This window comes from Devosia sp. YIM 151766, assembly GCF_030285925.1.
In the GTDB taxonomy this organism is placed as follows: Bacteria; Pseudomonadota; Alphaproteobacteria; order Rhizobiales; family Devosiaceae; genus Devosia.
Genome location: NZ_CP127251.1, coordinates 2016844 through 2041922, shown reverse-complemented (window position 1 = coordinate 2041922; position 25079 = coordinate 2016844). Strand labels below are relative to the sequence as shown.

Annotated in this window: 26 protein-coding genes; 14 read left to right on the top strand and 12 right to left on the bottom strand. The window is 64.6% G+C overall.

The window, feature by feature from the left end; genetic code table 11:
* Positions 1-79 precede the first annotated feature (79 nt).
* The 5 genes from O9Z70_RS09975 to O9Z70_RS09955 form a co-directional block, all read right to left on the bottom strand.
* Positions 80-547: a GNAT family N-acetyltransferase gene (locus tag O9Z70_RS09975; protein WP_286018671.1), complete on the bottom strand. Its 468-nt coding sequence runs from the start codon at positions 545-547 to the stop codon at positions 80-82.
* 1 nt (position 548) lies between these two features.
* A complete protein-coding gene (locus O9Z70_RS09970; RefSeq protein WP_286018670.1) occupies positions 549-2075 on the bottom strand; it encodes a permease in 1527 nt (508 codons plus the stop codon).
* Positions 2072-2812, bottom strand: coding sequence for an ABC transporter ATP-binding protein (locus O9Z70_RS09965; protein ID WP_286018669.1), 741 nt, complete (start codon positions 2810-2812; stop codon positions 2072-2074). Before O9Z70_RS09965 ends, O9Z70_RS09970 begins: the two co-directional genes overlap by 4 nt.
* Before the next feature lie 148 nt (positions 2813-2960).
* Positions 2961-3941 (bottom strand): ribonuclease T2 family protein, encoded by a 981-nt coding sequence (locus O9Z70_RS09960; RefSeq protein ID WP_286018668.1) that lies wholly within the window; start codon positions 3939-3941, stop codon positions 2961-2963.
* A 2-nt stretch (positions 3942-3943) separates the two neighbouring features.
* Complete coding sequence (locus O9Z70_RS09955) at positions 3944-4855, bottom strand: sugar kinase (protein WP_286018667.1); 912 nt, start codon at positions 4853-4855, stop codon at positions 3944-3946.
* 201 nt (positions 4856-5056) lie between these two features.
* Here O9Z70_RS09955 and O9Z70_RS09950 point away from each other — a divergent pair, with 201 nt between their 5' ends.
* The 3 genes from O9Z70_RS09950 to O9Z70_RS09940 all read left to right on the top strand — a co-directional run bounded on the left by O9Z70_RS09950 (position 5057) and on the right by O9Z70_RS09940 (position 8197).
* Positions 5057-6523 carry a mannitol dehydrogenase family protein gene (locus O9Z70_RS09950; protein ID WP_286018666.1) on the top strand — a complete coding sequence of 489 codons (1467 nt, stop codon included), beginning with the start codon at positions 5057-5059 and terminating at the stop codon, positions 6521-6523.
* A 183-nt stretch (positions 6524-6706) separates the two neighbouring features.
* Entirely contained in the window at positions 6707-7633 is a 927-nt protein-coding gene (gene ypfJ, locus O9Z70_RS09945) for a KPN_02809 family neutral zinc metallopeptidase (RefSeq protein ID WP_286018665.1), read from the top strand.
* 51 nt (positions 7634-7684) lie between these two features.
* Entirely contained in the window at positions 7685-8197 is a 513-nt protein-coding gene (locus O9Z70_RS09940) for a hypothetical protein (protein ID WP_286018664.1), read from the top strand.
* On the opposite strand, the gene carA is transcribed toward O9Z70_RS09940, so the two are convergent.
* Complete coding sequence (gene carA, locus O9Z70_RS09935; protein WP_286018663.1) at positions 8194-9405, bottom strand: glutamine-hydrolyzing carbamoyl-phosphate synthase small subunit; 1212 nt, start codon at positions 9403-9405, stop codon at positions 8194-8196. The genes O9Z70_RS09940 and carA overlap by 4 nt on opposite strands.
* Positions 9406-9598: 193 nt before the next feature.
* Between carA and O9Z70_RS09930 the strand changes: the two genes are divergently transcribed.
* Positions 9599-10051, top strand: coding sequence for a GatB/YqeY domain-containing protein (locus O9Z70_RS09930; RefSeq protein WP_286018662.1), 453 nt, complete (start codon positions 9599-9601; stop codon positions 10049-10051).
* A gap of 19 nt (positions 10052-10070) precedes the next feature.
* On the opposite strand, the gene O9Z70_RS09925 is transcribed toward O9Z70_RS09930, so the two are convergent.
* Positions 10071-11216, bottom strand: a complete 1146-nt coding sequence (locus O9Z70_RS09925; protein ID WP_286018661.1) for a GGDEF domain-containing protein — start codon at positions 11214-11216, stop codon at positions 10071-10073.
* A 106-nt stretch (positions 11217-11322) separates the two neighbouring features.
* Positions 11323-12513 (bottom strand): MFS transporter, encoded by a 1191-nt coding sequence (locus O9Z70_RS09920; RefSeq protein WP_286018660.1) that lies wholly within the window; start codon positions 12511-12513, stop codon positions 11323-11325.
* A 179-nt stretch (positions 12514-12692) separates the two neighbouring features.
* Between O9Z70_RS09920 and O9Z70_RS09915 the strand changes: the two genes are divergently transcribed.
* Positions 12693-13256, top strand: a complete 564-nt coding sequence (locus tag O9Z70_RS09915) for a DUF308 domain-containing protein (RefSeq protein WP_286018659.1) — start codon at positions 12693-12695, stop codon at positions 13254-13256.
* A gap of 18 nt (positions 13257-13274) precedes the next feature.
* Here the strand turns inward: O9Z70_RS09915 and O9Z70_RS09910 are convergent, their stop codons facing one another.
* Positions 13275-13649: a hypothetical protein gene (locus tag O9Z70_RS09910; RefSeq protein WP_286018658.1), complete on the bottom strand. Its 375-nt coding sequence runs from the start codon at positions 13647-13649 to the stop codon at positions 13275-13277.
* Positions 13650-13726: 77 nt separating this feature from the next.
* Between O9Z70_RS09910 and dnaG the strand changes: the two genes are divergently transcribed.
* From dnaG to O9Z70_RS09875, 7 genes are all read left to right on the top strand, one after another.
* Positions 13727-15667, top strand: a complete 1941-nt coding sequence (dnaG, locus tag O9Z70_RS09905) for a DNA primase (RefSeq protein ID WP_286018657.1) — start codon at positions 13727-13729, stop codon at positions 15665-15667.
* A gap of 186 nt (positions 15668-15853) precedes the next feature.
* The gene (gene rpoD / locus O9Z70_RS09900; RefSeq protein ID WP_286021988.1) at positions 15854-17911 is read left to right on the top strand and encodes an RNA polymerase sigma factor RpoD; all 2058 of its coding nucleotides are present in this window, start codon (positions 15854-15856) and stop codon (positions 17909-17911) included.
* 10 nt (positions 17912-17921) lie between these two features.
* Positions 17922-18197 carry a DUF4160 domain-containing protein gene (locus O9Z70_RS09895; protein ID WP_286018656.1) on the top strand — a complete coding sequence of 92 codons (276 nt, stop codon included), beginning with the start codon at positions 17922-17924 and terminating at the stop codon, positions 18195-18197.
* Positions 18178-18450: a DUF2442 domain-containing protein gene (locus O9Z70_RS09890; protein WP_286018655.1), complete on the top strand. Its 273-nt coding sequence runs from the start codon at positions 18178-18180 to the stop codon at positions 18448-18450. The genes O9Z70_RS09895 and O9Z70_RS09890 overlap by 20 nt, the downstream gene beginning before the upstream one ends.
* Positions 18450-18740, top strand: a complete 291-nt coding sequence (locus O9Z70_RS09885; protein ID WP_286018654.1) for a DUF2442 domain-containing protein — start codon at positions 18450-18452, stop codon at positions 18738-18740. The genes O9Z70_RS09890 and O9Z70_RS09885 overlap by 1 nt, the downstream gene beginning before the upstream one ends.
* A 12-nt stretch (positions 18741-18752) precedes the next feature.
* A complete protein-coding gene (locus O9Z70_RS09880) occupies positions 18753-19043 on the top strand; it encodes an HlyU family transcriptional regulator (protein WP_286018653.1) in 291 nt (96 codons plus the stop codon).
* Between the two features lie 74 nt (positions 19044-19117).
* Positions 19118-19339, top strand: a complete 222-nt coding sequence (locus tag O9Z70_RS09875; RefSeq protein ID WP_286018652.1) for a hypothetical protein — start codon at positions 19118-19120, stop codon at positions 19337-19339.
* On the opposite strand, the gene O9Z70_RS09870 is transcribed toward O9Z70_RS09875, so the two are convergent.
* The 3 genes from O9Z70_RS09870 to O9Z70_RS09860 all read right to left on the bottom strand — a co-directional run bounded on the left by O9Z70_RS09870 (position 19340) and on the right by O9Z70_RS09860 (position 23400).
* Positions 19340-20401 carry an LLM class flavin-dependent oxidoreductase gene (locus O9Z70_RS09870; protein WP_286018651.1) on the bottom strand — a complete coding sequence of 354 codons (1062 nt, stop codon included), beginning with the start codon at positions 20399-20401 and terminating at the stop codon, positions 19340-19342. It lies immediately after the preceding gene.
* 193 nt (positions 20402-20594) lie between these two features.
* Positions 20595-20987, bottom strand: coding sequence for a hypothetical protein (locus tag O9Z70_RS09865; protein WP_286018650.1), 393 nt, complete (start codon positions 20985-20987; stop codon positions 20595-20597).
* A 244-nt stretch (positions 20988-21231) separates the two neighbouring features.
* On the bottom strand, positions 21232-23400 hold the full coding sequence (locus O9Z70_RS09860) for an OmpA family protein (protein ID WP_286018649.1): 2169 nt from the start codon (positions 23398-23400) through the stop codon (positions 21232-21234).
* A 252-nt stretch (positions 23401-23652) separates the two neighbouring features.
* Between O9Z70_RS09860 and O9Z70_RS09855 the strand changes: the two genes are divergently transcribed.
* Positions 23653-24072, top strand: coding sequence for a secondary thiamine-phosphate synthase enzyme YjbQ (locus O9Z70_RS09855; protein ID WP_286018648.1), 420 nt, complete (start codon positions 23653-23655; stop codon positions 24070-24072).
* Between the two features lie 2 nt (positions 24073-24074).
* Positions 24075-24905, top strand: a complete 831-nt coding sequence (locus tag O9Z70_RS09850; protein WP_286018647.1) for a sulfite exporter TauE/SafE family protein — start codon at positions 24075-24077, stop codon at positions 24903-24905.
* The last annotated feature ends 174 nt before the right edge of the window (positions 24906-25079 follow it).

Here is a 25079-nt window from a genome sequence, read left to right as displayed (position 1 = left end):
GGTCCGGCAGGTGCCGGGCCTTTTTTGTATAGGCGGCGGATGTTCCACGCGCAGAGCCTAGCAGGCTTTCACCTGGCCGCTACAAGAGCAGCTTGAAGCCCATATGGGTCTGTTCGAAGCCCAGCTTTTCGTAGAAGCGGTGGGCGTTGAGACGGACCTTGTTGGAGGTGAGCTGGACGAGGCCACAGCCGGCTTCGCGGCAGCGGGCCACCGCCCATTGCACCATTTCCGAGCCGAGGCCATTGCCGCGCTGGTCGGCGCGGACATGGACGTTTTCCAACATGCCCCGCTTCATCCCGAAACGCGGCAGTCCGGGGATGAAGCTGATCTGCAAGGTGCCGACCACTTCGCCACGGCGCTCGGCGACGATCAGCCGATGGTTCGGATCGGCAGAAATGGCGTCGAAGGCGGCGCGATAGCGCGGATCGTTGAGGCTGGCTGGGTCGAGGGGCGGCGCGTCTGCGCCGCGTGCATCGCCCGCATGGGCCAATTGCAACAGGGTAGGAATGTCGGCCGGCGTCGCATCGCGGAAGGTCAGGTCGGTCATGTCAGGCGGGCCGTGGAGCGATGAGTCGCGCCAAGCCTAGCACGCCGAGCGCGGCAAGGGCAGGAAGAAGGGCCAGCGGGGTGCCGGCGGCCCAGAGCGCGCCGGTGCCGGCCCAGAGAATGGACGAGAAGGCCTCACATAAAGTGGCGGCGCGCGAGGCGGTCTGGCGGCGGCGGAACATGGAGCGCTTGGCGGTGACGCGGAACCAGAGCTGGATGGCGGTGGCCGAAGCCGAGGCCAGGGCGGCGCAGCAGGCGGTGATCAGGGCCATGGGCCAGGAGGCAAAGGCCAAAAACACCAGGAGCGGAGCGAGGATGACGGCGATGACGACCAGCACCGCCTCGACCTTGGCGCGGAGAATGGTTGCGGGAAGGAGCGGCGCGGTGGCGACGAGGTCGTGCGCGTCTTCCCCGGAAATGGCCAGCCAGGCGAGGCCGCCGGCAAGCTGCCCCGAGGCCATGACCAGGACCGGCACGACGACGAAGAACGTGCCTTCGCCAGCGCCGTAATTGACCCAGAGCAGCAAGGCCGGCGGCACCAGATAGAGCAATTGCATCAAGGTCTGGGACAAGAGCCAGGGATCGCGTTGCAGCAGCTTCCATTCCTTGCGGCGCAGCGCCCGGCGCTGGCTGGTGGGCGCGAAGCTGACCCCGGATGCCCGGCGCTGGCTGCTGATATGGCTGAGCCCGGCGGCGGAGGTGGCGAGACGGCCATAGCTGGGGGCAATGAAGGCGATGGCGAGGCCGAGCACAACAAGCGCGGCGGCGAGGATGAGGGCGGCGGCTGCCAGGTCCCCCATGGCGGCGCGGGCGGGCAGCCAGAGCAGGCTGGTTTCGTCCGGGGCGGCGGCGATCAAGTCGGCGGACTGGAAGAAGGCGAAACGCGAAAAACCTTCATGGGACAGGATGGCGGCGGCCTGGATGCCGATGACGAAGCCGGCGCCGACAATGCCGGCGACGATCTGGGACAAAAGGCGCGTCCGCTTCGGCCCGGCAAGCTGGAACAGCAGCCGGGTGAGCGCCATGGCGATGGCGACCGAAAGGGCGGCGAGCGCCGCCAGGAGCAGATAGGCGGAGAGCCAGTGCCAGCCGGCTTGCAGCGCCAGGGCGAAGATCAGCGGGCTGATGAGCAGGGCGCCGAGCGCCGTGGTGGTGAGGCAGACCGCGCCGGCCCTGATGGCAAAGACGCGGGCGCTGGAGGTGGGGGATGACAGGATGAGATCGAGATCGGAGCGGCCGTAATAGACCCGGGTGACGGCTTCGAGCGCCTGGGACAGGGTCACCGCCCAAAAGAGCAGGCCCATGCCGGAAATGACCAGCAAGGTCTGCTTGTCGAGCACGGCGCCGGCCGTCACCCAGGGCCTGACGGCGAACCAGGCGATGAGGGTGATGAAGCCATAGACGGCGGTGCCGCCGACGATCCAGCTGATGAGGCGGGTTCGCTTGCCCCCGGTCATCATGGCCATCCATTCGCGCCAGGTGAGACGGAATTCGTGGCGGGCGAACCAGAGCAGGGAGGCGGATTTCATGCCGCGTCGTGTCCCTGCGCCACCAGATCGAGGAAGATTTCCTCCAAGGTGGTTTCGCGGCCGATGCGGGCGCGCAATTGGGCGAGGGTGCCTTCGGCGATGAGGCGGCCCTCGGCAATGACGCCGATGCGCTCGGCCATGCGTTCGGCGACTTCGAGGATATGGGTGGTCATGATCACCGCAACGCCGGACGCGGTTTTCTGGCGCAGCACGTCCTTGACCTGGCGGGCCGAGCCGGCATCGAGCCCGGTCAGCGGCTCGTCGAGAATGATCAGCTGCGGATCATGGACCAGGGCGCCGGCAAGGGCCACCTTTTGCAGCATGCCCTTGGAGAAGCTGCCGCACAGCTCGTTGGCATGGGGCGCCAGTCCCAGCCAGTCGATCAGTTCATGGGCCGCTTGCCGGGCCCGGTCCGGCTCGACCTGCCAGAGGCCGGCAACGAATTCGAGATATTCCAGCGGCGTGAGCCGGTCATAGACCATGGGCTCGTCGGACACCCAGGCCATGAGGCGCTTGGCGCCGACCGGGTCGGCAAGGGCGTCGATGCCGAAAATGGCGATGGCGCCGGCATCGGGCTTTAACAGGCCGGCGACCATGCGCAGGATCGTGGTCTTGCCGGCGCCATTGGGGCCGAGCAGGGCATAGAATTCGCCGGGCTGGATAGTGAGGTCCACGCCCTTGACCACGGGGCGATCGAAGGATTTGGCGAGGCCGGTCAGGGCAAGGGCGGCGGGCATGGCGGCTCCGAAAGATTGAGCCTGCGGGCAATCGGCACATCGGAACGCATGGCGCATTCCCTCCCCGCAGGGAAAGCGAGCCTAGTCTTGCTGCCCTTTCGGCCAAGTGAATGGCGATCGTTAACAAAAGCTCAGTGGCGGGCCGTTTTTACCTGAAGCCGACCGCGTCCACCTGGCCGGATCGACAATCGATGGCGGCGGGGTCGGCGGCGCCGATCAGCTCGGCAAAGGCATCCGGGCCGGTGATCGGGCCGGTCAGATTGATCCGCAATTCGGTAATGAGGGTGCGGTTGCCGTCCGCGGCGCAATCCATGGCTACCCGTTCGCCGGCTCCGGCGCCGAAAGCCGCGTCAAAGGCGGCGCGAATCTCGGCCAGGGTGAGGCGCTTGCCGATATTGGCGGCGAATAATTCGGTCACTTCGGAGGCGTTGAGCGCCCGCATGAGAGCGAGCGAATCGGCGTAATATTGGCGCTGATCGCCGCCATAGCAGGAGCCATGCTTGACCCATTCGTGGCGGTCGAGACCGGAAAGACTGCCGGGCATGACCCGGTCGAGTTCGCGGCGCTGGGCCATGGTGAGGTCGAGCGCCGGCAGGTCGCGCCAGCGGCCGTCCCGGCTGGCCCAGCGCTGGCGTTCGGAAATATTGCAATATTCGTTGCCGCGCGGCTGCGGCCACAGACCGTGCAGGGTGAAATTGGTCGCCTCGAAGGCATCGGGGCGCTGGTCGCGGCATTCGCGCACCCGGCTATTGAGTTCGCAAAAGGCCGGCTGCCAATTGACCGCGAGGACATATTGGGTGCCGCGATAGGCCGGCATCGCGGCGGGCTCGGCCTGTGGGCCATTGGCGGCGAGCGCCGGGCTGGTGCCACATGCCACCGCGACCCAGCGCTGCGCCGGCCGGGCACTCGGCACGTGGATACGCAAATGGGTGGCCGGCAGGCGATTGGCGGCGAGCAGATCATAGGTCTGGCCGGGCCCGATGCTGATATTGCCGGGATTGGTCCGGCGGCTGATCGACTGATAGGCCGGGCAGGCCTGTGCCGCCGTGAAGGTGCCGGTGAGCGGCACTTCGGCGCTGGCCGGATGGGCCAGGAGCGCGAGGGCGAGGCCCAGAAGGCGCGCCCGCATGCTCACCGCACCAGCTCGGGGTCCACCAGCGCGCCCTTGTGACCAATGACGATGCCGGCAATGCGATGGGCGGCTTCGGCGGCCTGCTGCAAGCCCTGACCATTGAGGCGGGCGGTGAGATAGCCGCCATTGAAGCTGTCGCCGGCGCCGGTGGCGTCCACGACCTTGGCACCGGGCGCGGGGGCGACGCGAACGCGTTCATTGGCGGTGGCGATCAAGGCGTCGTTGCTGCCATCCTTGACCACGACTTCCTCAGCGCCGAGTTCGAGATAGCGGTCGGCGGTGTCGTCGATGCTCTTGTCGCCGAAAAGCGGAGCCTCGTCGCTATGGGTGGGCAGGACGATGTCGCACAGGCTGGCGGCAGCGGTGAGAACGCCGGCCATGACGCGCGGGCTGGACCAGAGGGCGGGCCGCAGATTGGTATCGAAGGCGATCCGGGCGCCATTGTCGCGCGCCTTGACGATGGCTCCGAGCAGCCGGCCGCGGGCGCGGGGCGCGAGGATGGCCAGGGTAATGCCGGAAAAATAGACCAGTTCGGCCCCTTCGAGCGCATTGGCGAGGGCGGGCTTGTCATCGGCAAGCAGCTTGGCGGCGGAACTGTCGCGCCAATAGGTGAAATGCCGGTCACCCTTGTCCTGGTGGATCATGTAGAGGCCGGGGCGCCGGTCGGGGATGGTCTGGATGTGGCCGGCGCCGATATCGTTGTCGGTGAGGAAAGCGCGGATGTCTTCGGAATACCGGTCTTCCCCCAGAGCGGTGACATAGTCCACCGACCAGTCCCGGCCCAGCAAGGCGCGCAGATACCAGGCGGTATTGAGCGTATCGCCGGCATAGCCGAGCCGATAGGTGCGGTCCTCGCCGCCGCTCATCTCGATCATGCATTCCCCGATGGAGACGATACGTCTGCTGGCCACCCTGGTCCCTCCTTGCTGGTGCTTGCCCATACCCACAGCGCCGTTTTCGCGCAAGCGGGAACCCAGTTGCGCCGAAAACGCCGAACCTCGCTATCGCGGCAATGATTCCGTGGATAGAGACGGGGCGAGAGCACTATCCGAACTTCCATACAAGATTGGAAGTGACTATGGTGCGCGCCAGTCAAATTGCCGGAGTCTAATATGACGCGCCTCAGCGCCGCTTTCCTCAAAAATCCGCCCGCGGGAATACGCCTGCCCGATTATGACCGCAGCACGATAAAGCCGGGAATCGTGCATCTGGGGATCGGCGCCTTCCACCGGGCGCATATGGCGGTTTATATCGACGACCTGCTGGGCGAAGACCCCAATTGGGGCATTGTCGGCGCCAGCCTGCGCCGGCCCGATACCAAGGAGGCGCTGGAGCCTCAGGACGGGCTCTATACCATCGCCGTGCGCGACGCGGCGGGGACGCATCCGCGGGTGATCGGCTCGATCCTCAAGGTAATGGACGCCAATTCGCAGCGCGAGGAATTGCTGGCGCTGATGGCCGATCCGGCCATCCGGATCGTGTCGCTGACGGTGACGGAGAAGGGCTATTGCCACGATCCGGCAACGGGAGAACTGGACCAGCAGCATCCCGATATCGTGCATGATCTCGCCAATCCCGCCGCGCCGAAATCGGCGCCGGGCATGCTGGTCGAGGCCTTGGCGCGGCGCAAGGCGGCGGGCGTCCCGCCCTTCGCGGTGATGAGCTGCGACAACCTTCCCAATAATGGCGAGACGGCCAAGCGGATCGTGACGACATTCGCCGCGCTGCGGGACGCGGAACTGGGGCAATGGGTCGCCGCCGCCGCCTTTCCCTCCACCATGGTCGACCGCATCGTGCCGTCCACGACCGAGGCCGACCGTGAGGAAGTGGCGGGGCTGATCGGGGCGGACGATGCCTGGCCGATCATGACCGAGCCGTTCACCCAATGGGTGATCGAAGACGACTTTCCCGAGGGGCGTCCGGCTTTCGAAAAGGCCGGCGCGCAATTGGTGGGCGATGTCGAGCCTTTCGAGCATATGAAACTGCGCATGCTCAACGGCTCGCATTCGACCATGGCCTATGCGGGTTATCTGGGCGGCTATGACGCCATTGCCGATGTCATGGGCGATCCCGCCTATGTGAAATTGATCCGGGAGCTGATGAGCGAGGAGGTGATGCCGACCCTGGACATGCCCGGCGCCGATCTCGAAACCTATCGCGACCAATTGCTGGAGCGCTTCCGCAATCCGGCGCTCAAGCACCGCACCTGGCAGATCGCCATGGATGGCTCGCAAAAGCTGCCGCAACGCCTATTGGGCACGATCCGCGACCGGCTGGCGGCGGGGCAGGGGATCGAGCGGTTGGCGCTCGGTGTCGCCGCCTGGATGCGCTATGTCACCGGCGTGGCGGAAGATGGCAGCGATATCGATGTGCGCGATCCCCATGCGCTCAAGATGCACGCCATCGCCGCCGGCGCCGGGGACGATCCGGTGGCGCTGTTCGAGGGCCTGACGGCGCTGACGGAAGTGTTCGGCACCGATCTGGCGGGGAATGCGGTGTTCCGGTCGGCGGTCATCGGCCATCTGGAGAGCCTGTTCGACGACGGAGCGCGGGCGACGGTGGCCAGGGTGGCGGGCTAGGCGCTTCCGGTTCCGAGGCGCTGGCGCGACCTCAGATAGACCTCATGGTGAGCCTGGTGCTCGACTGAAGTTCGTCTGGTCACGCCGGGGCAGGCGGCGTGTCGAACGGCGCGCCGCAGGGAACCCGTTTCCTCTCCCCACACTTACTGCTAGCGTCCCCAGGACTATCGAAAGGCGTCGGCGATGAAGTGGCAGGGTCGGGAGCGCAGCTCCAATATTGAGGATCGGCGGGGGCAACGGGCCGGTGGCGGCCTGGGCGGTCTCGGCGGGTTGGGCGGCAATCGCGGCGGCATCCGCATTCCCACCGGCGGACGCGGCGCCGGTGGCGGCATTTCGGGCCTGATCGGCGTCGTCGTGGTGCTGGGCATCATCTGGTTCGCCACCGGCCAGAATCCGCTCGACCTGCTGACCGGCGACGGCATGAACGCGCCATCCGCCAGCGCCACTTCGCGGCAATTGCCGGCGGAGGGCCAGGACGAACTGGCCGATTTCGTCGCCGTGGTCGTCCGGGAAACCGAGGATTTGTGGAACCAGCAATTCGCCGCTATCGGCGAGAATTATCCCGAGCCCAATGTGGTGCTGTTCACCGACCGGGTGAATTCGGCCTGCGGTCTGGCCGATGCATCCATGGGGCCGTTTTATTGTCCGGGCGACAGCAAGGTCTATATCGACCTCTCTTTTTACGATCAATTGCATCGCGAGTTCGGGGCGCCGGGCGACTTCGCCCAGGCCTATGTGCTGGCGCATGAGGTCGGGCACCACGTGCAGAACCTCACCGGCATATTGCCCGAATTCAACCAGCGGCGGCAGAGCATGAGCCAGGAACAGGCCAATGCCTATTCGGTGCGGGTGGAATTGCAGGCCGATTGCTATGCCGGAATCTGGGCCAATTATGCCGGCCAGCAAAACCTGCTCGATAGCGGCGATATCGAGGAGGCGCTGAACGCCGCCGAGCAGATCGGCGACGATACGCTGCAAAAGCGCATGCAGGGCTTTGCCGTGCCCAAGACCTTCAATCACGGCACCTCGGCGCAGCGCAAAGCCTGGTTCGAGCGCGGCTACGAATCGGGCAATCCGGGCGATTGCGACACGTTCTCGGGCAGCATCTGATCGAACTGACTTGGCTCGCGGCGCGTTGGGCCGTCAACCAAGGAGTTTCTCATGCTGGGCAATATCGCAAATGTCGCGTTCGAGCAGTTCGCCGATGACGGCAGGTTTCCGAACAGCAATCTGCCGGTGGTGATCTACCGGCAGGCCATCGGCAGCGCCGAAATCTCGCCGGAGGCGATGGAGGCACTGTTCGGCGTCAATGGCTGGCCCAGCCGCTGGCGGGCCGGAATCTATGATTACGACCATTATCATTCCACGGCGCATGAATGCCTGGGCGTGGCCGGCGGCTCGGCCGTTCTGCGGCTCGGCGGTCCCCAGGGCCGGGACGTCGGGGTCAGGGCCGGCGACGTCCTGCTGCTGCCGGCAGGCACGGCGCATCGCTGCGTCAGCGCCGATGAGGGCTTCCTGGTCGTCGGCGCCTATCCGCCCGGACAGGATTGGGACGTGCTGACCGGTGAGGCCGGCGAGCGGCCCGCCGCGGATGAAAACATCGCCCGGGTGCCGCTGCCGCAAACCGATCCGGTCGGCGGGCAGGGCGGACCCTTATTGGAGAAATGGGGCTAGGCCGCGCTCTCCGGCGCCTTATATTCCGGCTTTTCGGGCAGACCCTTCTGCTTGCGCACTTCGTTGAGGAAGCGGGTGAACAGGTAATGGCTGTCGCGTGGGCCGGGGCTGGCCTCGGGATGATATTGTACCGAGAAGATCGGCTTGCCGTCGACGGCGAGCCCGGCATTGGAGCCGTCGAACAGCGAGATATGGGTCTGGGTGACGCCGGATGGCAGGCTGTCCGCATCCACGGCGAAGCCATGGTTCATCGAGGTGATCTCGACCCGGCCGGTGGTGAGGTCCTTGACCGGGTGATTGGCGCCGTGATGGCCCTGATGCATTTTCGACGTGGTGCCGCCCAGGGCCAGGCCCAGGAGCTGGTGGCCCAGGCAGATGCCGAAGATCGGCTTGCCGGTCTCCATCAGCTTCTGGATGGTGGGGACGGCATATTTGCCGGTGGCGGCCGGATCGCCGGGGCCATTGGAGAGGAAAATGGCGTCGGGCTCATGGGCGAGGACTTCCTCGGCCGTGGCGCCGGCCGGCACCACGGTCACCCGCGCCTGCTGATCGGTCAGGCAGCTCAAGATATTGCGCTTGATGCCGAAATCCATGGCGACCACATGAAATTGCGGATCTTCGAGCTTGCCATAGCCCTTGTTCCATTCCCAGCGGGTCTGGTCCCAGGGATAGCTCTGGGCGGTGGTGACCTCGCGGGCAAGGTCGAGGCCTTCCAGGCCCGGAAACGCCTTGAGCTCGGCGGCGATCGAGGCTTCGTCGAACTGGCCCGTCGGCTCGTGGGCGATGATGCCATTGGGCATGCCATGTTCGCGGATGCGGGCGGTGAGGGCGCGGGTATCGATGCCGGCAATGGCGATGATGTTGCGCTTCCTCAGCCAGGCATCGAGCTTTTCGGCGGCGCGATAATTCGACGGATTGGTGATGTCGGCCTTGAGCACGACGCCGCGCACGCCCGAAAGCGCGGCCATGTTCACCGTCTCGATATCCTCGTCATTGGTGCCGACATTGCCGATATGGGGGAAGGTGAAGGTGACGATCTGGCCGGCATAGGAGGGATCGGTGAGCACTTCCTGATAACCGGTCATTGCCGTGTTGAAGCAGACCTCGCCGGCCGCATGGCCGGTGGCGCCGAGTCCGAAGCCTTCGAGGCGGGTGCCGTCTGCCAGAATTAGCACTGCGGTCGCGGGATTGTGCTGCCAGCCGGTCACTTCGGTTCTCCAGGGCTCGGTTTTATGTGGTCGCGCGCCGGGGCGGTGGCGGCAGGGGCCTGCCACGCTGAAGCGGCGAAGATGTCGGTTGAGGCCTCCTCTTAAAAGGCCCTGGCCGGCAGCGCAAGTGGCAGAACCCGCGTTTCTTGCCTATATGGGTGGCACAGATTGCATAGCAAGGAGCCGGACAGACATGCGCGACGATATCAGCGAGGGGCTCAAGCGGGCGCTGAAGGCCCGCGACCAGCGGCGCACCGCCACGCTGCGCTCGATCAATGCGGCCATCAAGGACCGGGATATCGCCAATCGCGGCGATGGCAAGGGACCGGCCACCAATGACGAGATTCTGGCCATGATCCAGAAAATGGTGAAGCAGCGCGAGGAAAGCTTCGCCATCTATGCCCAGGCGAGCCGCGCCGATCTCGCCACCGTGGAAAAGGAAGAGATCGACATTCTCAACGAGTTCCTGCCCAAGCGGCTGAACGAGGACGAGGTGGCGGCCGCCATCAATGCCGCCATCGCCGCGACCGGCGCGACGGAGCCCAAGGATATGGGCAAGGTGATCGCCCGGCTCAAGGCGGATTATCCCGGACGAATCGATTTCGGCAAGGTCAGCGGCCAGGTCCGGGCGGCGCTGAGCGCCTGACCGGCAACGCCGATAGCGCTTACGCCACCAGCCGCAACGCCGCCAGATGCACCTGGTTGCGGCCGCTGCTCTTGGCCTTGTAGAGCGCGTCGTCGGCGCGGCGCAGCACCGATGAGAAGGTCTCGTCCACCCCGCCGGTGGCCAGGCCGGCGCTGACGGTGGCGATCTCGCCGGAATCGCCAATGCCGATGCGGAGCGCGGCGAAGGCCAGGCGCACGCGCTCGGCGGCCTGCCGGGCCGCGTCGCGGTTCAGCCCGGGCAGGATCACGCAGAATTCCTCGCCGCCGATGCGGGCGATGATGTCGTTGGCGCGCAATTCGGTGCGCAGCACTATGGCGAAATCGGACAGGACCTGATCGCCCTTGGCATGGCCGAGGCGGTCGTTGATCTGTTTGAAATGATCGAGGTCGAACATCAGCACGGCGAGGCCGGCGACGATGTCGGTCTCGCGGAAGCGGCTGAACAAGGCGCGGCGATTGAGGACGCCGGTGAGGGAATCGGTATTGGCCTCCTCGCGGTGGCGGCGGGCGGCGCGGGCGTGATGCAGCGTCAGGGTTATGGCGCCGATGCCGGTCAGGCCGACCAGCGACAATATGGAATTGGCGTCCTCGGCCCAATTGGCGGGCGGGCGGTCCAGCACCCATTGCCCGTCCGCCGCCAGGACGATGGCGCAGGCCAGGAAGGACAGCGCCACCAGGGTGTAGAGCATGGCATTGGCGACCATCGGGATGGGAGCATCCTGGCGGCCGCGCCAATATTCCCGCCCGCTGAAAAACATGAGAACGGCGCTACAGGCATTGAGCATCAGCGTGCCGATGCCCGAATAGCCGGCGATGAGCGGCATGGCGGTGAGCGTGATGGCCGTGCCGCCGAAAAGCAGCGGCGGCAGGAGACTGGATTGTGCGTCGCGAAACCGGCGGACGCCGGCAAAGACCAGCGCGAAGCCGGCCAGCAGCGCCGAAAAAGGCACGAATTGCGAGATGAGGTCATAGCGCCCGTCGCGCAATCCCATGATGAGCAGGGCGAAGACCACGAGGCCCATCCCCGCCGCGCCATAAGCGAGATAGGATTGCTGCCGCGCATTCATCCAGCCGATCAGCAGCGCCACCAGCAGGGAGGCGCTGGAAAAAGCGATTCCGATCAAAAGAGAAGCGTTGTCCAGCATGTTCCTGCGCCCTACGCCCGAGCAATTCCGGGGCCCCCTCATAGCGCCGAAACTGCCAAGGGACCCTTACAGGATTATTGGAAATGCAATGATGGTGACCAGAAGATTACCCGGAAGCTACGGTATTCGCCCTGGGTGGAACGGCGCCGCTGCGCTTTTCGAGAAATGCCGAGATCGTCACGATGACCACCGCCAGGCTCAGGGCCACCGCGCCGATAAGCGGCAGCGAGCGATAGCCCATGCCGGCTTCGAGCAGGCTCGCCCCGAGAACGGCGCCGATGGCGATGCCGGCATTGAATCCGGTGGGAATGAGGGCCGAGGTCAGGTTGGGCGCATCGGCGGCCCAGATCAGCATGCGCGATTGCAGCGGCGAGCCGAAGGCGAAATTGGCGCCGCCCCAGAGCACGACCATGATCGACATGAACATCGGATAGGGGCTGGCGAAATAGAGCCCGATGAAAAACAGCATCTGGATCGTCAGAATGGCGATGAGCGACGGCAAAAGCCGCCAATCGGCCAGGCGCCCGCCGATAAACACCCCGATGGTCGAGCCGATGCCATAGAGCAAAAGGATGGCGGGCAGGGTCTCGGCGGCGAGGCCGGTGACCTCGATCAGCAGCGGCGCGACGTAGGTAAAGAGGCTGTATTGTCCGATCATCACCAATATCGAGACGGCGAGGCTGGTTGCCACCTGCTGCCGCAAAAGCGCGCGGAATTCGTGCCGGACACTGCCCCGTGCCGCCGAGGCACCGGCATTGGCGGGCAAAAATATTGCGATGATCAGCGTGGCGGCGAGGCCCAGCACCCCCACGGCCCAGAAGGTGGAGCGCCAGCCCAGCGCGTGGCCGATGGCGGTGCCGGCGGGAACGCCGAGAATATTGGAGACGGTGAGCCCGGCCAGAATCAGCGCCATGGCGAAGCCGCGCCGCTCCTTCGGGACGATGCCGGTGGCCAGGATGAAGGCAATGCCGAAATAGCTGCCATGAAGCACCGCGACGAAGATGCGGGCCAACATCATCAGCTCGAAATTGGGCGCGAGGGCGCAGAGCGCCTGTCCCAGGGTGAAGCCGATGCCCAGCAGCACGACCAGCAGCTTGCGGTTCATCTTCTTGCTGGCCAGCGTCAGCAGGGGGCCGCCAATGGCAATGCCGATGGCATAGCCCGATATCAGAAAGCCGGCCACCGGGATCGAGATGCCAAGCCCCAGGGCCACGTCCGGCAAGACTCCGGCAATGACGAATTCGGCGGTGCCGAAAGCGAAAGCGGCAAGAAAAAGCGCAAGCAGCGGCAGGGACATGGTGCAACCGGGGGCGTGGGGAAGGAGATGTCACATTCCATGCCCGGCCGCCTGAGGCAATCCACAAAGTGCCGCTACCTTTTTGTGGGAGGGTGATAGCCAGCCTGTTGGCGCTCCTCCGCGATAGGTTTAGGCTCGCTGTCGTGAGTGCTGCGGGTTAGCCGCAAGGAGACATGGAAATGGCTGTTTCGTCCAAAACCAAGAAGCGTTTCGCCCTGGCGACGGCGCTGCGCGGATTGCTGATGCTGCTGGCGGGCATCTATGCCGTCGTCTGGCCGATCGAGGCTCTGGCGGTGCTGGTGCTGTTCGGCGGCATCCTGTTGATCATCGATGGCGTTCTGGGCCTGTGGAGCCTGACCTTCGGCGGCGGCAAGTCGGGCAATTACTGGTTCGACGTGGTGGCCAATGCCGCCTCGCTGATCCTGGGCATCCTGATCCTGATCAGCCCGCTGCTGGCGACGATCTTCACCGTCACCTTCATGTCGGTCCTGGTGGGTCTGGCGGCGATTGTGGTCGGCGTCATGCAGATCGTGGTCATCGTGCGGGAGCGTGAAAGCTATGCCCGTATCTGGCCGGTGGTGCTTTCGGGCGTCGCCTATGTGCTGCTCGGCCTGGTCTTCCTGCTGTTCCCGCTGCTCAGCGCTTCCATCGGCATGATCATCGGCGGCATCCTGCTGATCGTCTTCGCCATCGGCCTGTTCGGCTGGGCCTGGCGGCTCTATCAGGCCAGCCGGGCGGCGTGACCCGATCCGTGGCAGCCGTCATCGATAGATGACGGCGACGCCCGCGACATTTTCGTCCTGGCGGTAGATGTCCGCGCCTTCGGGCAGGGTCAGCTCGATGTTGCCATAGGCGTCCCAGCGCGGCCGCAGGTCGCTCTCCGCGGCAATCGATACGAAGCTGGCGGCGTCGAAAGGGACCTGCTCGCCCGGCGGGACGAGCGCTGCCTGCATATTGGCCTCGGTGGGGCCGCAGGCCCGCGAAAAGGTCACCAGGTCGAATGCGTCGTCCGGCGCGGTAAGGCGCTGGTGCTCGGTGACGGTGCATGCGGGGAGCAGGTCGTTGACGAACCATAATGTCAGCCCGATGGCCAGGGCCGGGCCGATGGTCAGCGCGAGCAGCAGAAGGGGCGGCATTGTCGTTTTCGCGGCCATGGGGTGTGGATAAGCTCCTTATTGGTGACACCGGCGGTTCCAGCGCCTAGATAGCATATATGCGCTTTTCCGATCAGTTCCTGGATGAGATCCGCCAGCGCCTGCCGATCACGCAGGTAGTGGGCGAGCATGTGCTGTGGGACAAGCGCAAGAGCCAGCCCGGCAAGGGCGATATGTGGGCCTGTTGCCCGTTCCATGCCGAGAAAAGCCCGAGCTTTCACGCCGATGACCGGCGCGGCATCTATCATTGCTTCGGCTGCGGCGCCGGCGGCGACCATTTCCGCTTCCTCACCGAAAAGGCGGGGATGAGCTTTCCCGAGGCGGTGGAGAAGCTGGCGGGCATGGCTGGCGTGCCCATGCCGGCGCGCGATGCGCGGACCGAACAGCGGGAAGCCGCGCAGAAAACGCTGGTCGACGTCATGGAGCTGGCGACGAAATATTTCGAAGCCGCCCTGGCGCATAATATCGGAGCGCGGGCGCGGGGCTATCTGTTCGAGCGCGGCGTAACCCTGGCCAGCCAGGCGCGGTTTCGGCTGGGCTTCGCGCCGGACAGCCGCAACGGGCTCAAGGAGCATCTGGCGGCCAATGGCGTGTCGGCGCAGGCGATGATCGATACCGGGCTGGTGAGCAGCCGCGACGACGATCCGCTGACCTATGACCGTTTCCGCAACCGGGTCATGTTCCCGATCAGCGATTTCCGCGGGCGGGTGATCGCCTTTGGCGGGCGGGCGATGAGCCCGGACGTGCCGGCGAAATATCTCAATTCCCCCGAGACCCAACTCTTTTCCAAGCGACAGACGCTCTATAACGGCCAGGCAGCCCGGCAGGCGGCGCGGGACGGGGCGACAATCGTGGTCGTCGAGGGTTATCTCGACGTCATCGCGGCGGTGGCGGCGGGCTTCGAGGGGGCCCTGGCGCCGCTGGGCACGGCGCTGACCGAGGAGCATGTGCAATTGCTCTGGCGCATGAGCGATGCGCCGGTCCTGTGCTTCGACGGCGACAAGGCCGGCCTCAAGGCGGCCGAGCGGGCGGCGGACATGATCCTGCCGCATCTCAAGCCGGGCAAGAGCGTCAAGATCGCCACCTTGCCGGAAGGGCAGGACCCGGACGATCTGATCAAGAGCCAGGGCCGGGGCGCCTTTGCCGACATAATCGAGCAGGCCCGTTCGCTTTCGGACATGGTGTGGAGCTTCGAGACCGGGGGCGGCCTGGTGCCGGAAGCGCCCGAAGAGCGGGCGGCCTTGCAGGCCCGGCTGCGGGAGCGCGCCAATTCCATCCAGGATTCGACCGTCCGCTTCCATTACAGCCAGGCCTTCGACGAGAAGATCAATGCGTTCTTCGCGCCATTGCGGCAGGGCCGGCGCGAGAACTGGCGCGGCGGCCGGCCGGCCTATGGCCAGAGCGGTGCCTATGGCTATCCGGGTCGCGGCACGCCAAGGCTGGTGGTGTCCGATACGCTCAAGAATTCGCGATTGCTGCGCCCCAGCGCCGTGGCCGACGCTTCTCCGCGCGAAGCCGCCATCATTCTGACCCTGGTGAACCATCCGGCGCTGGTCGAAGACCAGTTCGAGGCGCTGGCAGCGCTGGATTGCGAAACCTCGGTGGCGCGGCAGGTTCTCGGCGATATTCTGGCCCTGGCGGTGCGCCACCGCGATATTTCGGCGGCCGATCTGCATGCGGCCCTAGGGGTGCGCGGCTATGGGCCGGCGCTGGAGCGCATGGGCGAGAGCTTGCAGCGGCAAGGCGTTTGGCAGGTGGGGGCGGATACGGCGCGCACCGATGCCGAGACCGGCCTAAATCATGCCCTGGCCTTGCATAACAAGAAAGTTCAGCTAAATAGGGAGCTGAAAGCAGCCGAAGCCGCGCTGGGCGAAGACCCGAGCGAAGAAACCTTTGAAAGGCTGCGCGATATCAAGAACCAGATTACCACTGTCGATGGCACAGAGGCATTGATCGAAGGATTTGGTTCGCTCTCGGGACGCGCAACTCGCAGTTTTTAGGGAAATCCTGGAACGGCGACGATGCGCGATTTTGCGTTATGGCGAATCAGTCGTCCGGCGCGCCCGAAGCGACCGGATTGGCACGGATCGTTAACGGTCCGGTGACCAGACCTTTACCTTGTCTTGAGTTGTCACCACCTAAGACACAGCCGGGACCGCTCGCCCACGGGTCCCGAGGAGTAGATGATGGCCACTAAGGTAGCGAACAAAGTTTCCAAGGATACCGAAAAGCCGGAATCCGGCGCGCCCGAGACGTCGAATGACGGTCCGTTGATCGATCAGAACGACGCGGCGGTAAAGAAGCTGATCAAGGTCGCCAAGAAGCGCGGCTATGTGACCTATGAAGAGCTGAACGCCGTCCTGCCCTCCGATGAAACCAGCTCGGAGCAGATCGAAGACTTCATGTCCATGTTCTCGGAAATGGGCATCAATGTCGTCGACGAGGACGAAGTCGAAGATACCGAGGTGGAAAAGGACGAGGAGGAGAGCGGCACCGAAGTCGCCGCCTCGACCGGCACCGCCGTCGCCAATACCTCCAATGCGAAATCCGGCTCCGACCGCACCGACGACCCGGTGCGCATGTATCTGCGCGAAATGGGCTCGGTGGAACTGCTCAGCCGCGAGGGCGAAATCGCCATCGCCAAGCGCATCGAGGCCGGCCGCGAAACCATGATCGAGGGGCTCTGCGAAAGCCCGCTGACGTTCCAGGCCATCATCATCTGGCGCGACCAGCTCGGCCAGGGCGAGATTCTGCTGCGCGACATCATCGATCTCGAAGCCACTTATGCCGGTCCCGACGCCAAGCAGGCGGCGCCGGAAATTCCGGTGGCGCCCGCCAAGCCGGAGCCCGAGCCGGCCAAGGAAAAGCCCAGGACCGAATCCCGCCGCGCCGCCGCATCGGGCGAGAATGGCGAATATGTGCCCGAGGAGCCCCAGGCCCCCCAGGACCCGGTCGAGGACGACGACGACGAATTCGACAATGCGCTGTCGCTATCGGCCATGGAAGCCGAGCTCAAGCCGCAAGTGGTGGAAACCTTCGACCGCATCGCCGACGCCTATGGCAAGATGCGCGAAATGCAGGACCGCCATGCCGAGGACCGCACTGCCGCCGTGTCCGATGCGGAAACCGCGCGGCTGGGCGCCCTGCGCAGCGAGGTCATCGCCGACGTGAAGTCGCTGTCGCTCAATAATGGCCGTATCGAAAGCCTGGTTGAGCAGCTTTACGACATCAACAAGCGTCTGGTGCGCCTGGAAGGGCGGCTGCTGCGCCTGGCCGAAAGCTATGGCGTCAAGCGCGAATCCTTCCTCGAAAACTATTATGGCCGCGAACTCGATCCCAGCTGGGAGTGGTCGCTGGAAAGCTTCGACGGCAAGGGCTGGGGCGAATTCGCCCGCCGCGAGACCGACACGATTGCCGATATCCGCCGGGAAATCGCCACCCTGGCGACTGAAGCCGGGCTCGATATCGGTGAATATCGCCGCCTGGTGCACAAGGTGCAGAAGGGCGAGCGCGAAGCCGCCATCGCCAAGAAGGAAATGGTCGAGGCCAATCTGCGCCTCGTGATCTCCATCGCCAAGAAGTACACCAATCGCGGCCTACAATTCCTCGACCTGATTCAGGAAGGCAATATCGGGCTGATGAAGGCGGTCGATAAGTTCGAATATCGGCGCGGCTACAAGTTCTCGACCTATGCGACCTGGTGGATTCGTCAGGCGATCACCCGCTCGATCGCCGACCAGGCACGCACCATCCGCATTCCGGTGCATATGATCGAGACGATCAACAAGATCGTCCGCACCAGCCGGCAGATGCTGCACGAAATCGGCCGCGAGCCGACGCCGGAGGAACTCTCCGAAAAGCTCCAAATGCCGCTGGACAAGGTCCGCAAGGTCCTCAAGATCGCCAAGGAGCCGATTTCGCTCGAAACGCCGATCGGCGACGAGGAAGACAGCAATCTCGGCGATTTCATCCAGGACGTGAACGCCATCCAACCCATCGATGCGGCGATCCAGAGCAATCTTCGCGAAACGACGACGCGTGTTCTCGCCTCGTTGACCCCGCGCGAAGAACGGGTGCTGCGCATGCGCTTCGGCATCGGCATGAATACCGACCACACGCTGGAGGAAGTGGGCCAGCAATTCTCGGTGACGCGCGAGCGCATCCGCCAGATCGAGGCCAAGGCGCTACGCAAGCTCAAGCATCCCAGCCGGTCGCGGAAGCTGCGGAGCTTCCTGGATAACTAGGGGATGGGCGATGCCGACTATCTCATGGTTTTACGGCATCGCCATTAGAATGTACGTTGTCGATCACCCGCCGCCGCATTTCCACGCGGTCTATGGCGAGTTTGAAGCCAATGTCTCCATAGAGACCGGCAAAGTTCTGGATGGAAAGCTGCCGCGCAGGGCCGCCAGGCTGGTTTCGGAATGGACTGCCCTGCATCGAGAGGAATTACGGGCCAACTGGGCTATTGCCAGGAAAGGCGATCAACCGGAAAGGATCGCGGGACTCGATGCTGACCAAGGTAATTAAGTTTGATTTCGATGGCGGCCACCGGCTTTCCGTACACTTCAGCACTGGAGAACACGGAGTGCACGATTTCGGAGGCCTGATCGCGAGAGGCGGGTCGATGATCGTTCCGCTTCAGGACGAAGCTTATTTTCGTCGGGCCTTCCTGGAATTTGGTGCGTTGACCTGGCCGAACGGGCTGGATATTTCGCCCGAATGGCTCCGCCGCGAAATGGAGGCTGCCGGGGAGCTGCGCAAAGTGGCTGCCGCCGAATAGTGGGCGCTCCCCTCAAAGTCACCGCCATCCGCGCGGCCATTCCGTTCAAGCTGGCGGTGACGTTTAGCGATGGCACTTCGGGCACGTTCAATGCCGGGCCGATGCTGGCCCAGCGGGGCGAGGGGACCGAGCCTTTGCGTGATCGGGCCTATTTTGCCAAGGTGGCGCTGGCCAATGGCGTCCCGACCTGGCCGAACTATTTTGACATCTCCCCACTTTGGTTGCAGGAGGAGATGGAGAAAAACGGCGAGCTGGAAAGACCCCGGCCCGTACGCAGAATGAAGGTTTAAGGAGGCCCAGCCATGTCGTTCTTGAAGAAGCTTTTCGGCGGCGGGTCCGCCAGCGCCGAACCACAGGGTGACAAGGTTCTGGGCGAGGACAATCACAAGGGTTTTCTGATCAAGGCCATCGAGATGAAGGCCGGCAGCGAATTGCAACTGGCCGGAACCATCGAGAAAGAAATTGGCGGCGAGCTCAAGACCTATCGTTTCATCCGCGCCGACCGCATGAGTTCGGCGGACGATCTGGTGACGCTGGCACTGTCCAAAGGCCGGCAGATCGTGGACGAGCAGGGCGAGCAGATCTTCCGCTAAGCCCATCCCATTATCAGAGTTTTTCGACCGCGAGCCGCCCCGGCTCGCGGTTTATATTTGAAAGGATTGCCGCAATGGCTAGAAAACCAACCGCCCGCATGGAATTCGTGATGTTCGACGTCATCTATGAGGATGGCAGCCAGCGCTCCAACCGCAAGGTCGATGCCAGCCTCCTGGGGGGCCTCGATGGCGATGAGCCGGCGCGCACCGCCATCATGGAACAGGACCGCGCTATTTCCGAAAAATCCGGCATCCCGCCGCTGGCGATCAAGTCGATCACGCGCAGCGAGAAATAATCAGCCGGCAGCCGCGCCCCGCTTGCCGGCCAATGCCTTGTCGATAGCGGGCTTCACCACATTTCCGTAAAGTTCGATGGCCTTCATAACCTTGTCGTGGGGCAGGGTGCCGACACTCAATTGCAGGCCGAAGCGGTCGTGCCCAAACCATTCGTGCTGCATCAGAATCTTGTCGATCACTTCCTGCGGCGAGCCCATATAATAGGCGCCTTCGGCCGTGGTGCTGGCGTCGAACTGGGCGCGGCTGGTCGGCGGCCAGCCGCGTTCGGCCCCGATGCGGTCCATGGCCGCGCTATGGGCCGGAAAGGCGATGTCGCGGGCATCCTGGCTGTCTTCGGCGATGAAGCCGTGGCCGGAAACGCCGAGCTTGAGCCTGCTGGCGTCGTGCCCGGCCTTGGCGCCGGTCTGGCGGTACAGGTCGGTCAGCGGCTGGAACTGGCGGGGGCGGCCGCCGATGATGGCGATCATCAGCGGCAGGCCGTAATAGGCGGCGCGGGCCACCGAATTGGGGGTGCCGCCTACCGCGATCCAGAGCGGGATCGGGTCCTGGACAGGTTTGGGATAGATATCCAGCCCAGGAACGGGCCTGGTATGGGTGCTGCCGGGCCAGGCGACTTTGCCGCCCTCGCGGATTTTGAGCAGCATTGCCAGTTTTTCCTCGAACAGATCGTCATAATCGTTGAGGTCGAGCCCGAAGAGCGGAAAACTCTCGATGAAGGAGCCGCGCCCGGCCATGATCTCGGCGCGGCCATTGCTGATCAGGTCGAGCGTGGCGAATTGCTGCCAGACGCGAATCGGGTCTTCGGAACTCAGCACCGTGACGGCGGTGGAAAGGCGGATGGATTTGGTGCGGGCCGCGGCGGCTGCGAGGACGGTCACCGGCGCAGCGGCGACATAGTCGGAGCGGTGATGTTCGCCCAGACCATAGAAAGCCAATCCCAATTGATCGGCTAGCTCGATCTCCTCGATGAGATCGCGGAGCCGCTCGGCAGGCGATTGCACGACATTGCCGTTCAGCGGGTCCGGCGTGTTCTCGGCGAAAGAATAAAGTCCCAGTTCCATGACGCGTCTCCTTGCGCGCAGATGTGGCGGAGCCCGGCATCCGCTGCAAGAACGCACATGGCTGTGCCTGCTCTTTCAGTGGCGCGATAGCGGCGGGCCGGCCGGCCCTGCGCCCAATAGCAAAGACCCCGGTGGGGAGCCGGGGCCTTCGGGGCCTTGGAGGGAGGAACCAAGGCCGAGGGGAGACGGGCTATCAGACGCCCGGGGCAGCCGGTTCGGCAGCCGGAGCAGCCGGCGTTTCCGTGCCCGCCGGGGTATCGGCCGGGGCAGGAGCGGCATCCATGGCCGGAGCCTCGGTCATCGGGGCGGTCTCAGGAACCGCTGGAGCCGGAGCTTCAGTCATCGGGGCGGGGGTTTCGGTCATCGGGGCCGGAGCTATGGCCGGATCGGTCACGGCGGGAGTGCCATTGACGTCAACGGTCGTGGACGGGCCGGAATTGGCCGAGAACACCAGATAGCCGATTGCCAGCAGGGCGAGAACAACGATTATGCCGACGAACCAGCCGGTACCATTGCCCTCACGAGTATAGACGGTACGGTCGCCGTCGCGGGTATAAGCAGTATCGCGTTCAGGGGTAGCCATCATTCGCTCCTTTGTTTCAACGCTGGCTGGAAAACGCGATGAACAGCGGAACGTTCCCGATAATGTGAATTCTCTGTACGCCTGAATTTTGCCTCGATTCACTCCGTCGAATCAAAGGGTTAGGTGAGGGAGGCCGGTTTTTGTCCTCGGCGGGATTGCGGCTTTTTCGTGAAATCTGGCCTGATATGCCGTCGCAGCAATGAAAAGGCCGGGCAATTGCCCGGCCTCGCTTGCATTGTCCGGCCGATCAGCGGCTGGCAATGGTGATCAGCGGCGTGATCCGGCGGATGGTGACGCGGCGATTTTCGCGCTCGGCCGCCTCGGTGCGGATCTTGAGATAGCGTTCGCCATAGCCCTGGGTGGCCAGGTTTTCCGGCGGCACGCCATAGAAGTCGGTCAGGACGCGGGCCACTGTGGCGGCGCGCAGATCCGACAGGCGCAGGTTGGAAATGTCCGAACCCACTGCGTCGGTATGGCCTTCGATAAGGAAAGTCTCGTTCGGATTGCGTTCCAGGAGCGCCAGCATGGCATTGGCGACGCTGGACAGCGACCGCACCTGATCCCGCCCAATCGTAGCGGCGGCTGTGTCGAAGGTGAGATTACCCACTTCGAGCTTGCGCACGCTGTCGCGCACCCGGGCCGAACGCTTGACCTCATCGATGGAATAGATGCGGGCCACCTGCTCCACCGGCGGCTGGGCGAAGAAGCGTTCCAGCTCGGTTTCGTCGGCATAGCGGGCATCCAGCACATAATCGCGCACCGGAATATTCAGCCGCAGCGGCGGCAGGTCGAGGCCCGGATCGCGCCAGGTGGCCAGATCGTCGCCATAGCGTTCGTCGAAATAGGCCAGCACATATTCGCGGCCATTCGGATCGATGCGCGAGCGGCGCAGGATGTCGCCATTGCGGTTGCGCTCGGTGACGATCCGGGTGCCGTCAGGACGGGTGATCACTTCGCGAACCCGGCCATTGCGGAGATTTTCATAGTAAATCTCGTCCTGTTGCGGGTTGTAGAAGCGGTCGGTGTCCTGCCCGATCGAATTGACGATCAGCTGAGCGCCCACCTGCAGGATGACCTGCGCGATAGCGTCGCCGGTATTCGTCTGCACCACCGGTCCCTCCACCACGGTAACATTGTTCTGCTGGCCGATATTGGTCTGCGTATTGTTGGTCGTGGTGGTATTGTTGGTGATATTGGTGATGTTGTTGATGTAATTGTTCACGATCGTCTGATTGACGGTGGTGTTTTCCGTGGCGGTGACGGCGGTTCCTTCCTCGGCGGTCACGGCGGTCACGGGCTCGGCGGCGAAGGCCTGGATGGCTTCGGATTGCGCCGCCTCGTCGCTTTCAGGGGCCGGCGGCGCCGGCTCCGTGCTCTCCTCCACCGGAACCTCGCCGGCGGGCTCGTCCTTGGCGCTGTCGAGCACCGGGGCGATCTGCTCCAGGGTCACGCCTTCGGGCAGTTCGATAACGGGTTCGGCCATCTCGCCATCGGGCGTGACCTCTTCCACCGGGGCGGGCTGTTCGGCCACCGGCTCCTCATCGAGTACGGGTTCGTCGCCGACAGGCTCTTCGGCCGGAAGCGCGGGTTCTTCCGCTGGAGCAGCCGGCTGTTCGAGCGCGGGGACCACCGGCAATTCCAGGCCATATTCGGCCAGGCAGGCGGTCACGTCCGGCTGGCCGGCTTCGGCGCAAAGGGCGGCGATTTCGGCGCGCGCGGCGTCGATGCGCGCTTGCGCGGCGGCGGCATCGCCCCCGGCCATTAGGTCGGCGACGGCGTCTTCATAGAGGCCGACCTGCTCGGCCAGCAGGCCGGAATAATCGGCTTCAGGGGTTGCCGGCTGCTCGATAGCGGGCTGTTCGACCGCCGGTTCCTCGCTGCTCGGCTGCTCAACTGCGGGCTGCTCAGTCGCGGGTGCTGGCTCTTCATCTGGCGCGGGCTCCTCGATAACCGGCTCGGGCTGCGGCGCCGGCTCCTCGAAGGCTGGTTCGGGTTCCGGCTCGGGCGCCGGCTCTGGCGCCGGTTCAGGCGCGGGTTCCGGCTGGGGCTCGGGTTGCGGTTCGGGAACCGGTTCAGGAATCGGCTCGGGCTCGGGGGCGGGTTCCTCGATCACCGGCTCCGGTTCCGGCTGCGGCTCGGGCGCAATTTCCGGTTCCGGGGCGGGAGCGGGCACGGGAGCGCTGGCGGCGTTGAGCGCGGCGATGCATTCGTCCAGATTGGCGAAGCCGCCGACAATGCAGAACTCGGTGAGGTCGGCGCGGGCGGCGTCGAGCGCGGCAGCGTCCCCGGAGGCCTGGGCATTGAGATAGGCGCGATAGGCCGCCTGGAGGTCGGCGTCCTGGGCCAGTGCTGAGAGCGGCGCAAGGGTCATGAAGCCGATGCTGGTTCCGGCGAGCAGCCAGGTCTTGAGGCGCATATTGTAAATTCCTTTGTGTTTGGCACACGTCCGCCGAGCATGGTGGCTGCTTCCTGAACCCATCCTGAATGGATGAAGCGGCTTACCCAAGCGGCTCGGCAATCTCGCAAAAACCGGAACGCCGGGCTTTCCGCATGGTTCCCGGCGCTGTCACGGCCAGGTGAGCCAGCCCATTGGGGCCGGAATGGGGCAGTGGACGGATTGGCGGCGCATGGTCTTCGGTTCGGGCCGGGATCATGCTAGGCCGTGCTGATGCAGCAAGCCATCGATAGCGTCGTCGTGGAAACCAAGGGGCAGGGATTTTACGAAATGACCCGCGCCCTCGGCAGTTTCGTCGCGCGATCGGGCATCGAGACCGGCCTGTGCACCGCCTATATCCGCCACACGTCCTGCTCCCTCCTCATCCAGGAAAATGCCGATCCGGACGTGCAGACCGACCTGCTGGGCTTCTTCCGGCGTCTCGTGCCCGAGGGCATGGACTGGCTGGCGCACACGCTGGAGGGGCCGGACGACATGCCGGCCCATATCAAGGCGGCGCTGACCCAGACCTCCATCGGCATCCCGGTCAGTAATGGACGCCCGGTGCTGGGCGCCTGGCAGGGGCTTTATCTGTTCGAACACCGGCACAATCCGCATCGGCGGGAATTGGTGCTGCACATCATCGGAGAATGAACATGGATTTGGGCCTTGTGGTCAATTATTGGCCTTTTATCTTGGCTATGGGCCTTACCGGCATCTTTTCCGGCGTGGCGGCGGGCCTGCTCGGCATTGGCGGCGGCGCGGTGATCGTGCCGGCGCTGTCCAACAGCCTGCTGCTGATGGGCTTTGATCCCGATGTGGTGCAGCACGTGGCCGTGGGTACCTCGCTCGCCATCATCATTCCCACCGGCATCATGAGCGCCCGGGCCCATCACGCCCGCGGGGCGCTGGATGTCGGTGTGCTCAAGCTCTGGGCCCCGTTCATCGTCGCCGGCACCTTTATCGGTGGCCTCATGGCCGGCTGGTATTCGGGCGATGCGTTGCGCATCGTCTTCGCGGTGCTGGCCTTCGTCATCGCCGCCAATATCATTTTCGCGTTCCAGACCCGGCTGATGGGGCATCTCAAGGACGTGCCCTTGGTGCATCGGATATCGGCCTTCGTCGTGGGCTATCTGTCCTCGCTGATGGGCATTGGCGGCGGTTCGCTGACCGTGCCGACGCTGGTGGCCTTCGGGCGCAGCATGCACAAGGCGGTCGGCACCTCAGCGGCCATCGGCGTGGTCATCGCCATTTCGGGCACGGCGGGCTTTCTCCTTTCCGGCTGGAATGCCGAAAACCTGCCCCCGGCGAGCATCGGCTATATCAACCTGCCGGCCCTCGTCCTGGTTGGCGTGCTGGCGGCGGTCTGCGCGCCGGCCGGCGCCGCCCTGGCGCACAGGATGGACCAGAAGACGCTCAAATATGTCTTCGCCGCCTTCCTCGTGGCCGTGGGGCTCAACATGCTCTGGAAAGTGGTGCTGGGTTAGGGTGCTTGGCGCCACCGCAACGCCGTTAGACCTCATGGTGAGCCTGTCGAACCACGAGGTCGGTAGCTCCGTGGCCGCGACCTCGTCCTTCGACAAGCTCAGGATGAGGCCTACGAGAACATTGTGCGGCCTCTACCCCGGAGCAGGGCAACCCCCGCTCGTCACCCTCGCGCT

Coding starts and splice junctions, on each gene's coding strand:
- O9Z70_RS09975 (WP_286018671.1), bottom strand. CDS start 547: ATGACCGACCTGACCTTCCGCGATGCGACGCCGGCCGACATTCCTACC.
- O9Z70_RS09970 (WP_286018670.1), bottom strand. CDS start 2,075: ATGAAATCCGCCTCCCTGCTCTGGTTCGCCCGCCACGAATTCCGTCTC.
- O9Z70_RS09965 (WP_286018669.1), bottom strand. CDS start 2,812: ATGCCCGCCGCCCTTGCCCTGACCGGCCTCGCCAAATCCTTCGATCGC.
- O9Z70_RS09960 (WP_286018668.1), bottom strand. CDS start 3,941: ATGCGGGCGCGCCTTCTGGGCCTCGCCCTCGCGCTCCTGGCCCATCCG.
- O9Z70_RS09950 (WP_286018666.1), top strand. CDS start 5,057: ATGACGCGCCTCAGCGCCGCTTTCCTCAAAAATCCGCCCGCGGGAATA.
- ypfJ (WP_286018665.1), top strand. CDS start 6,707: ATGAAGTGGCAGGGTCGGGAGCGCAGCTCCAATATTGAGGATCGGCGG.
- O9Z70_RS09940 (WP_286018664.1), top strand. CDS start 7,685: ATGCTGGGCAATATCGCAAATGTCGCGTTCGAGCAGTTCGCCGATGAC.
- O9Z70_RS09930 (WP_286018662.1), top strand. CDS start 9,599: ATGCGCGACGATATCAGCGAGGGGCTCAAGCGGGCGCTGAAGGCCCGC.
- O9Z70_RS09925 (WP_286018661.1), bottom strand. CDS start 11,216: ATGCTGGACAACGCTTCTCTTTTGATCGGAATCGCTTTTTCCAGCGCC.
- O9Z70_RS09920 (WP_286018660.1), bottom strand. CDS start 12,513: ATGTCCCTGCCGCTGCTTGCGCTTTTTCTTGCCGCTTTCGCTTTCGGC.
- O9Z70_RS09915 (WP_286018659.1), top strand. CDS start 12,693: ATGGCTGTTTCGTCCAAAACCAAGAAGCGTTTCGCCCTGGCGACGGCG.
- O9Z70_RS09910 (WP_286018658.1), bottom strand. CDS start 13,649: ATGCCGCCCCTTCTGCTGCTCGCGCTGACCATCGGCCCGGCCCTGGCC.
- dnaG (WP_286018657.1), top strand. CDS start 13,727: ATGCGCTTTTCCGATCAGTTCCTGGATGAGATCCGCCAGCGCCTGCCG.
- rpoD (WP_286021988.1), top strand. CDS start 15,854: ATGGCCACTAAGGTAGCGAACAAAGTTTCCAAGGATACCGAAAAGCCG.
- O9Z70_RS09895 (WP_286018656.1), top strand. CDS start 17,922: ATGCCGACTATCTCATGGTTTTACGGCATCGCCATTAGAATGTACGTT.
- O9Z70_RS09890 (WP_286018655.1), top strand. CDS start 18,178: ATGCTGACCAAGGTAATTAAGTTTGATTTCGATGGCGGCCACCGGCTT.
- O9Z70_RS09880 (WP_286018653.1), top strand. CDS start 18,753: ATGTCGTTCTTGAAGAAGCTTTTCGGCGGCGGGTCCGCCAGCGCCGAA.
- O9Z70_RS09875 (WP_286018652.1), top strand. CDS start 19,118: ATGGCTAGAAAACCAACCGCCCGCATGGAATTCGTGATGTTCGACGTC.
- O9Z70_RS09870 (WP_286018651.1), bottom strand. CDS start 20,401: ATGGAACTGGGACTTTATTCTTTCGCCGAGAACACGCCGGACCCGCTG.
- O9Z70_RS09865 (WP_286018650.1), bottom strand. CDS start 20,987: ATGATGGCTACCCCTGAACGCGATACTGCTTATACCCGCGACGGCGAC.
- O9Z70_RS09860 (WP_286018649.1), bottom strand. CDS start 23,400: ATGCGCCTCAAGACCTGGCTGCTCGCCGGAACCAGCATCGGCTTCATG.
- O9Z70_RS09855 (WP_286018648.1), top strand. CDS start 23,653: ATGCAGCAAGCCATCGATAGCGTCGTCGTGGAAACCAAGGGGCAGGGA.
- O9Z70_RS09850 (WP_286018647.1), top strand. CDS start 24,075: ATGGATTTGGGCCTTGTGGTCAATTATTGGCCTTTTATCTTGGCTATG.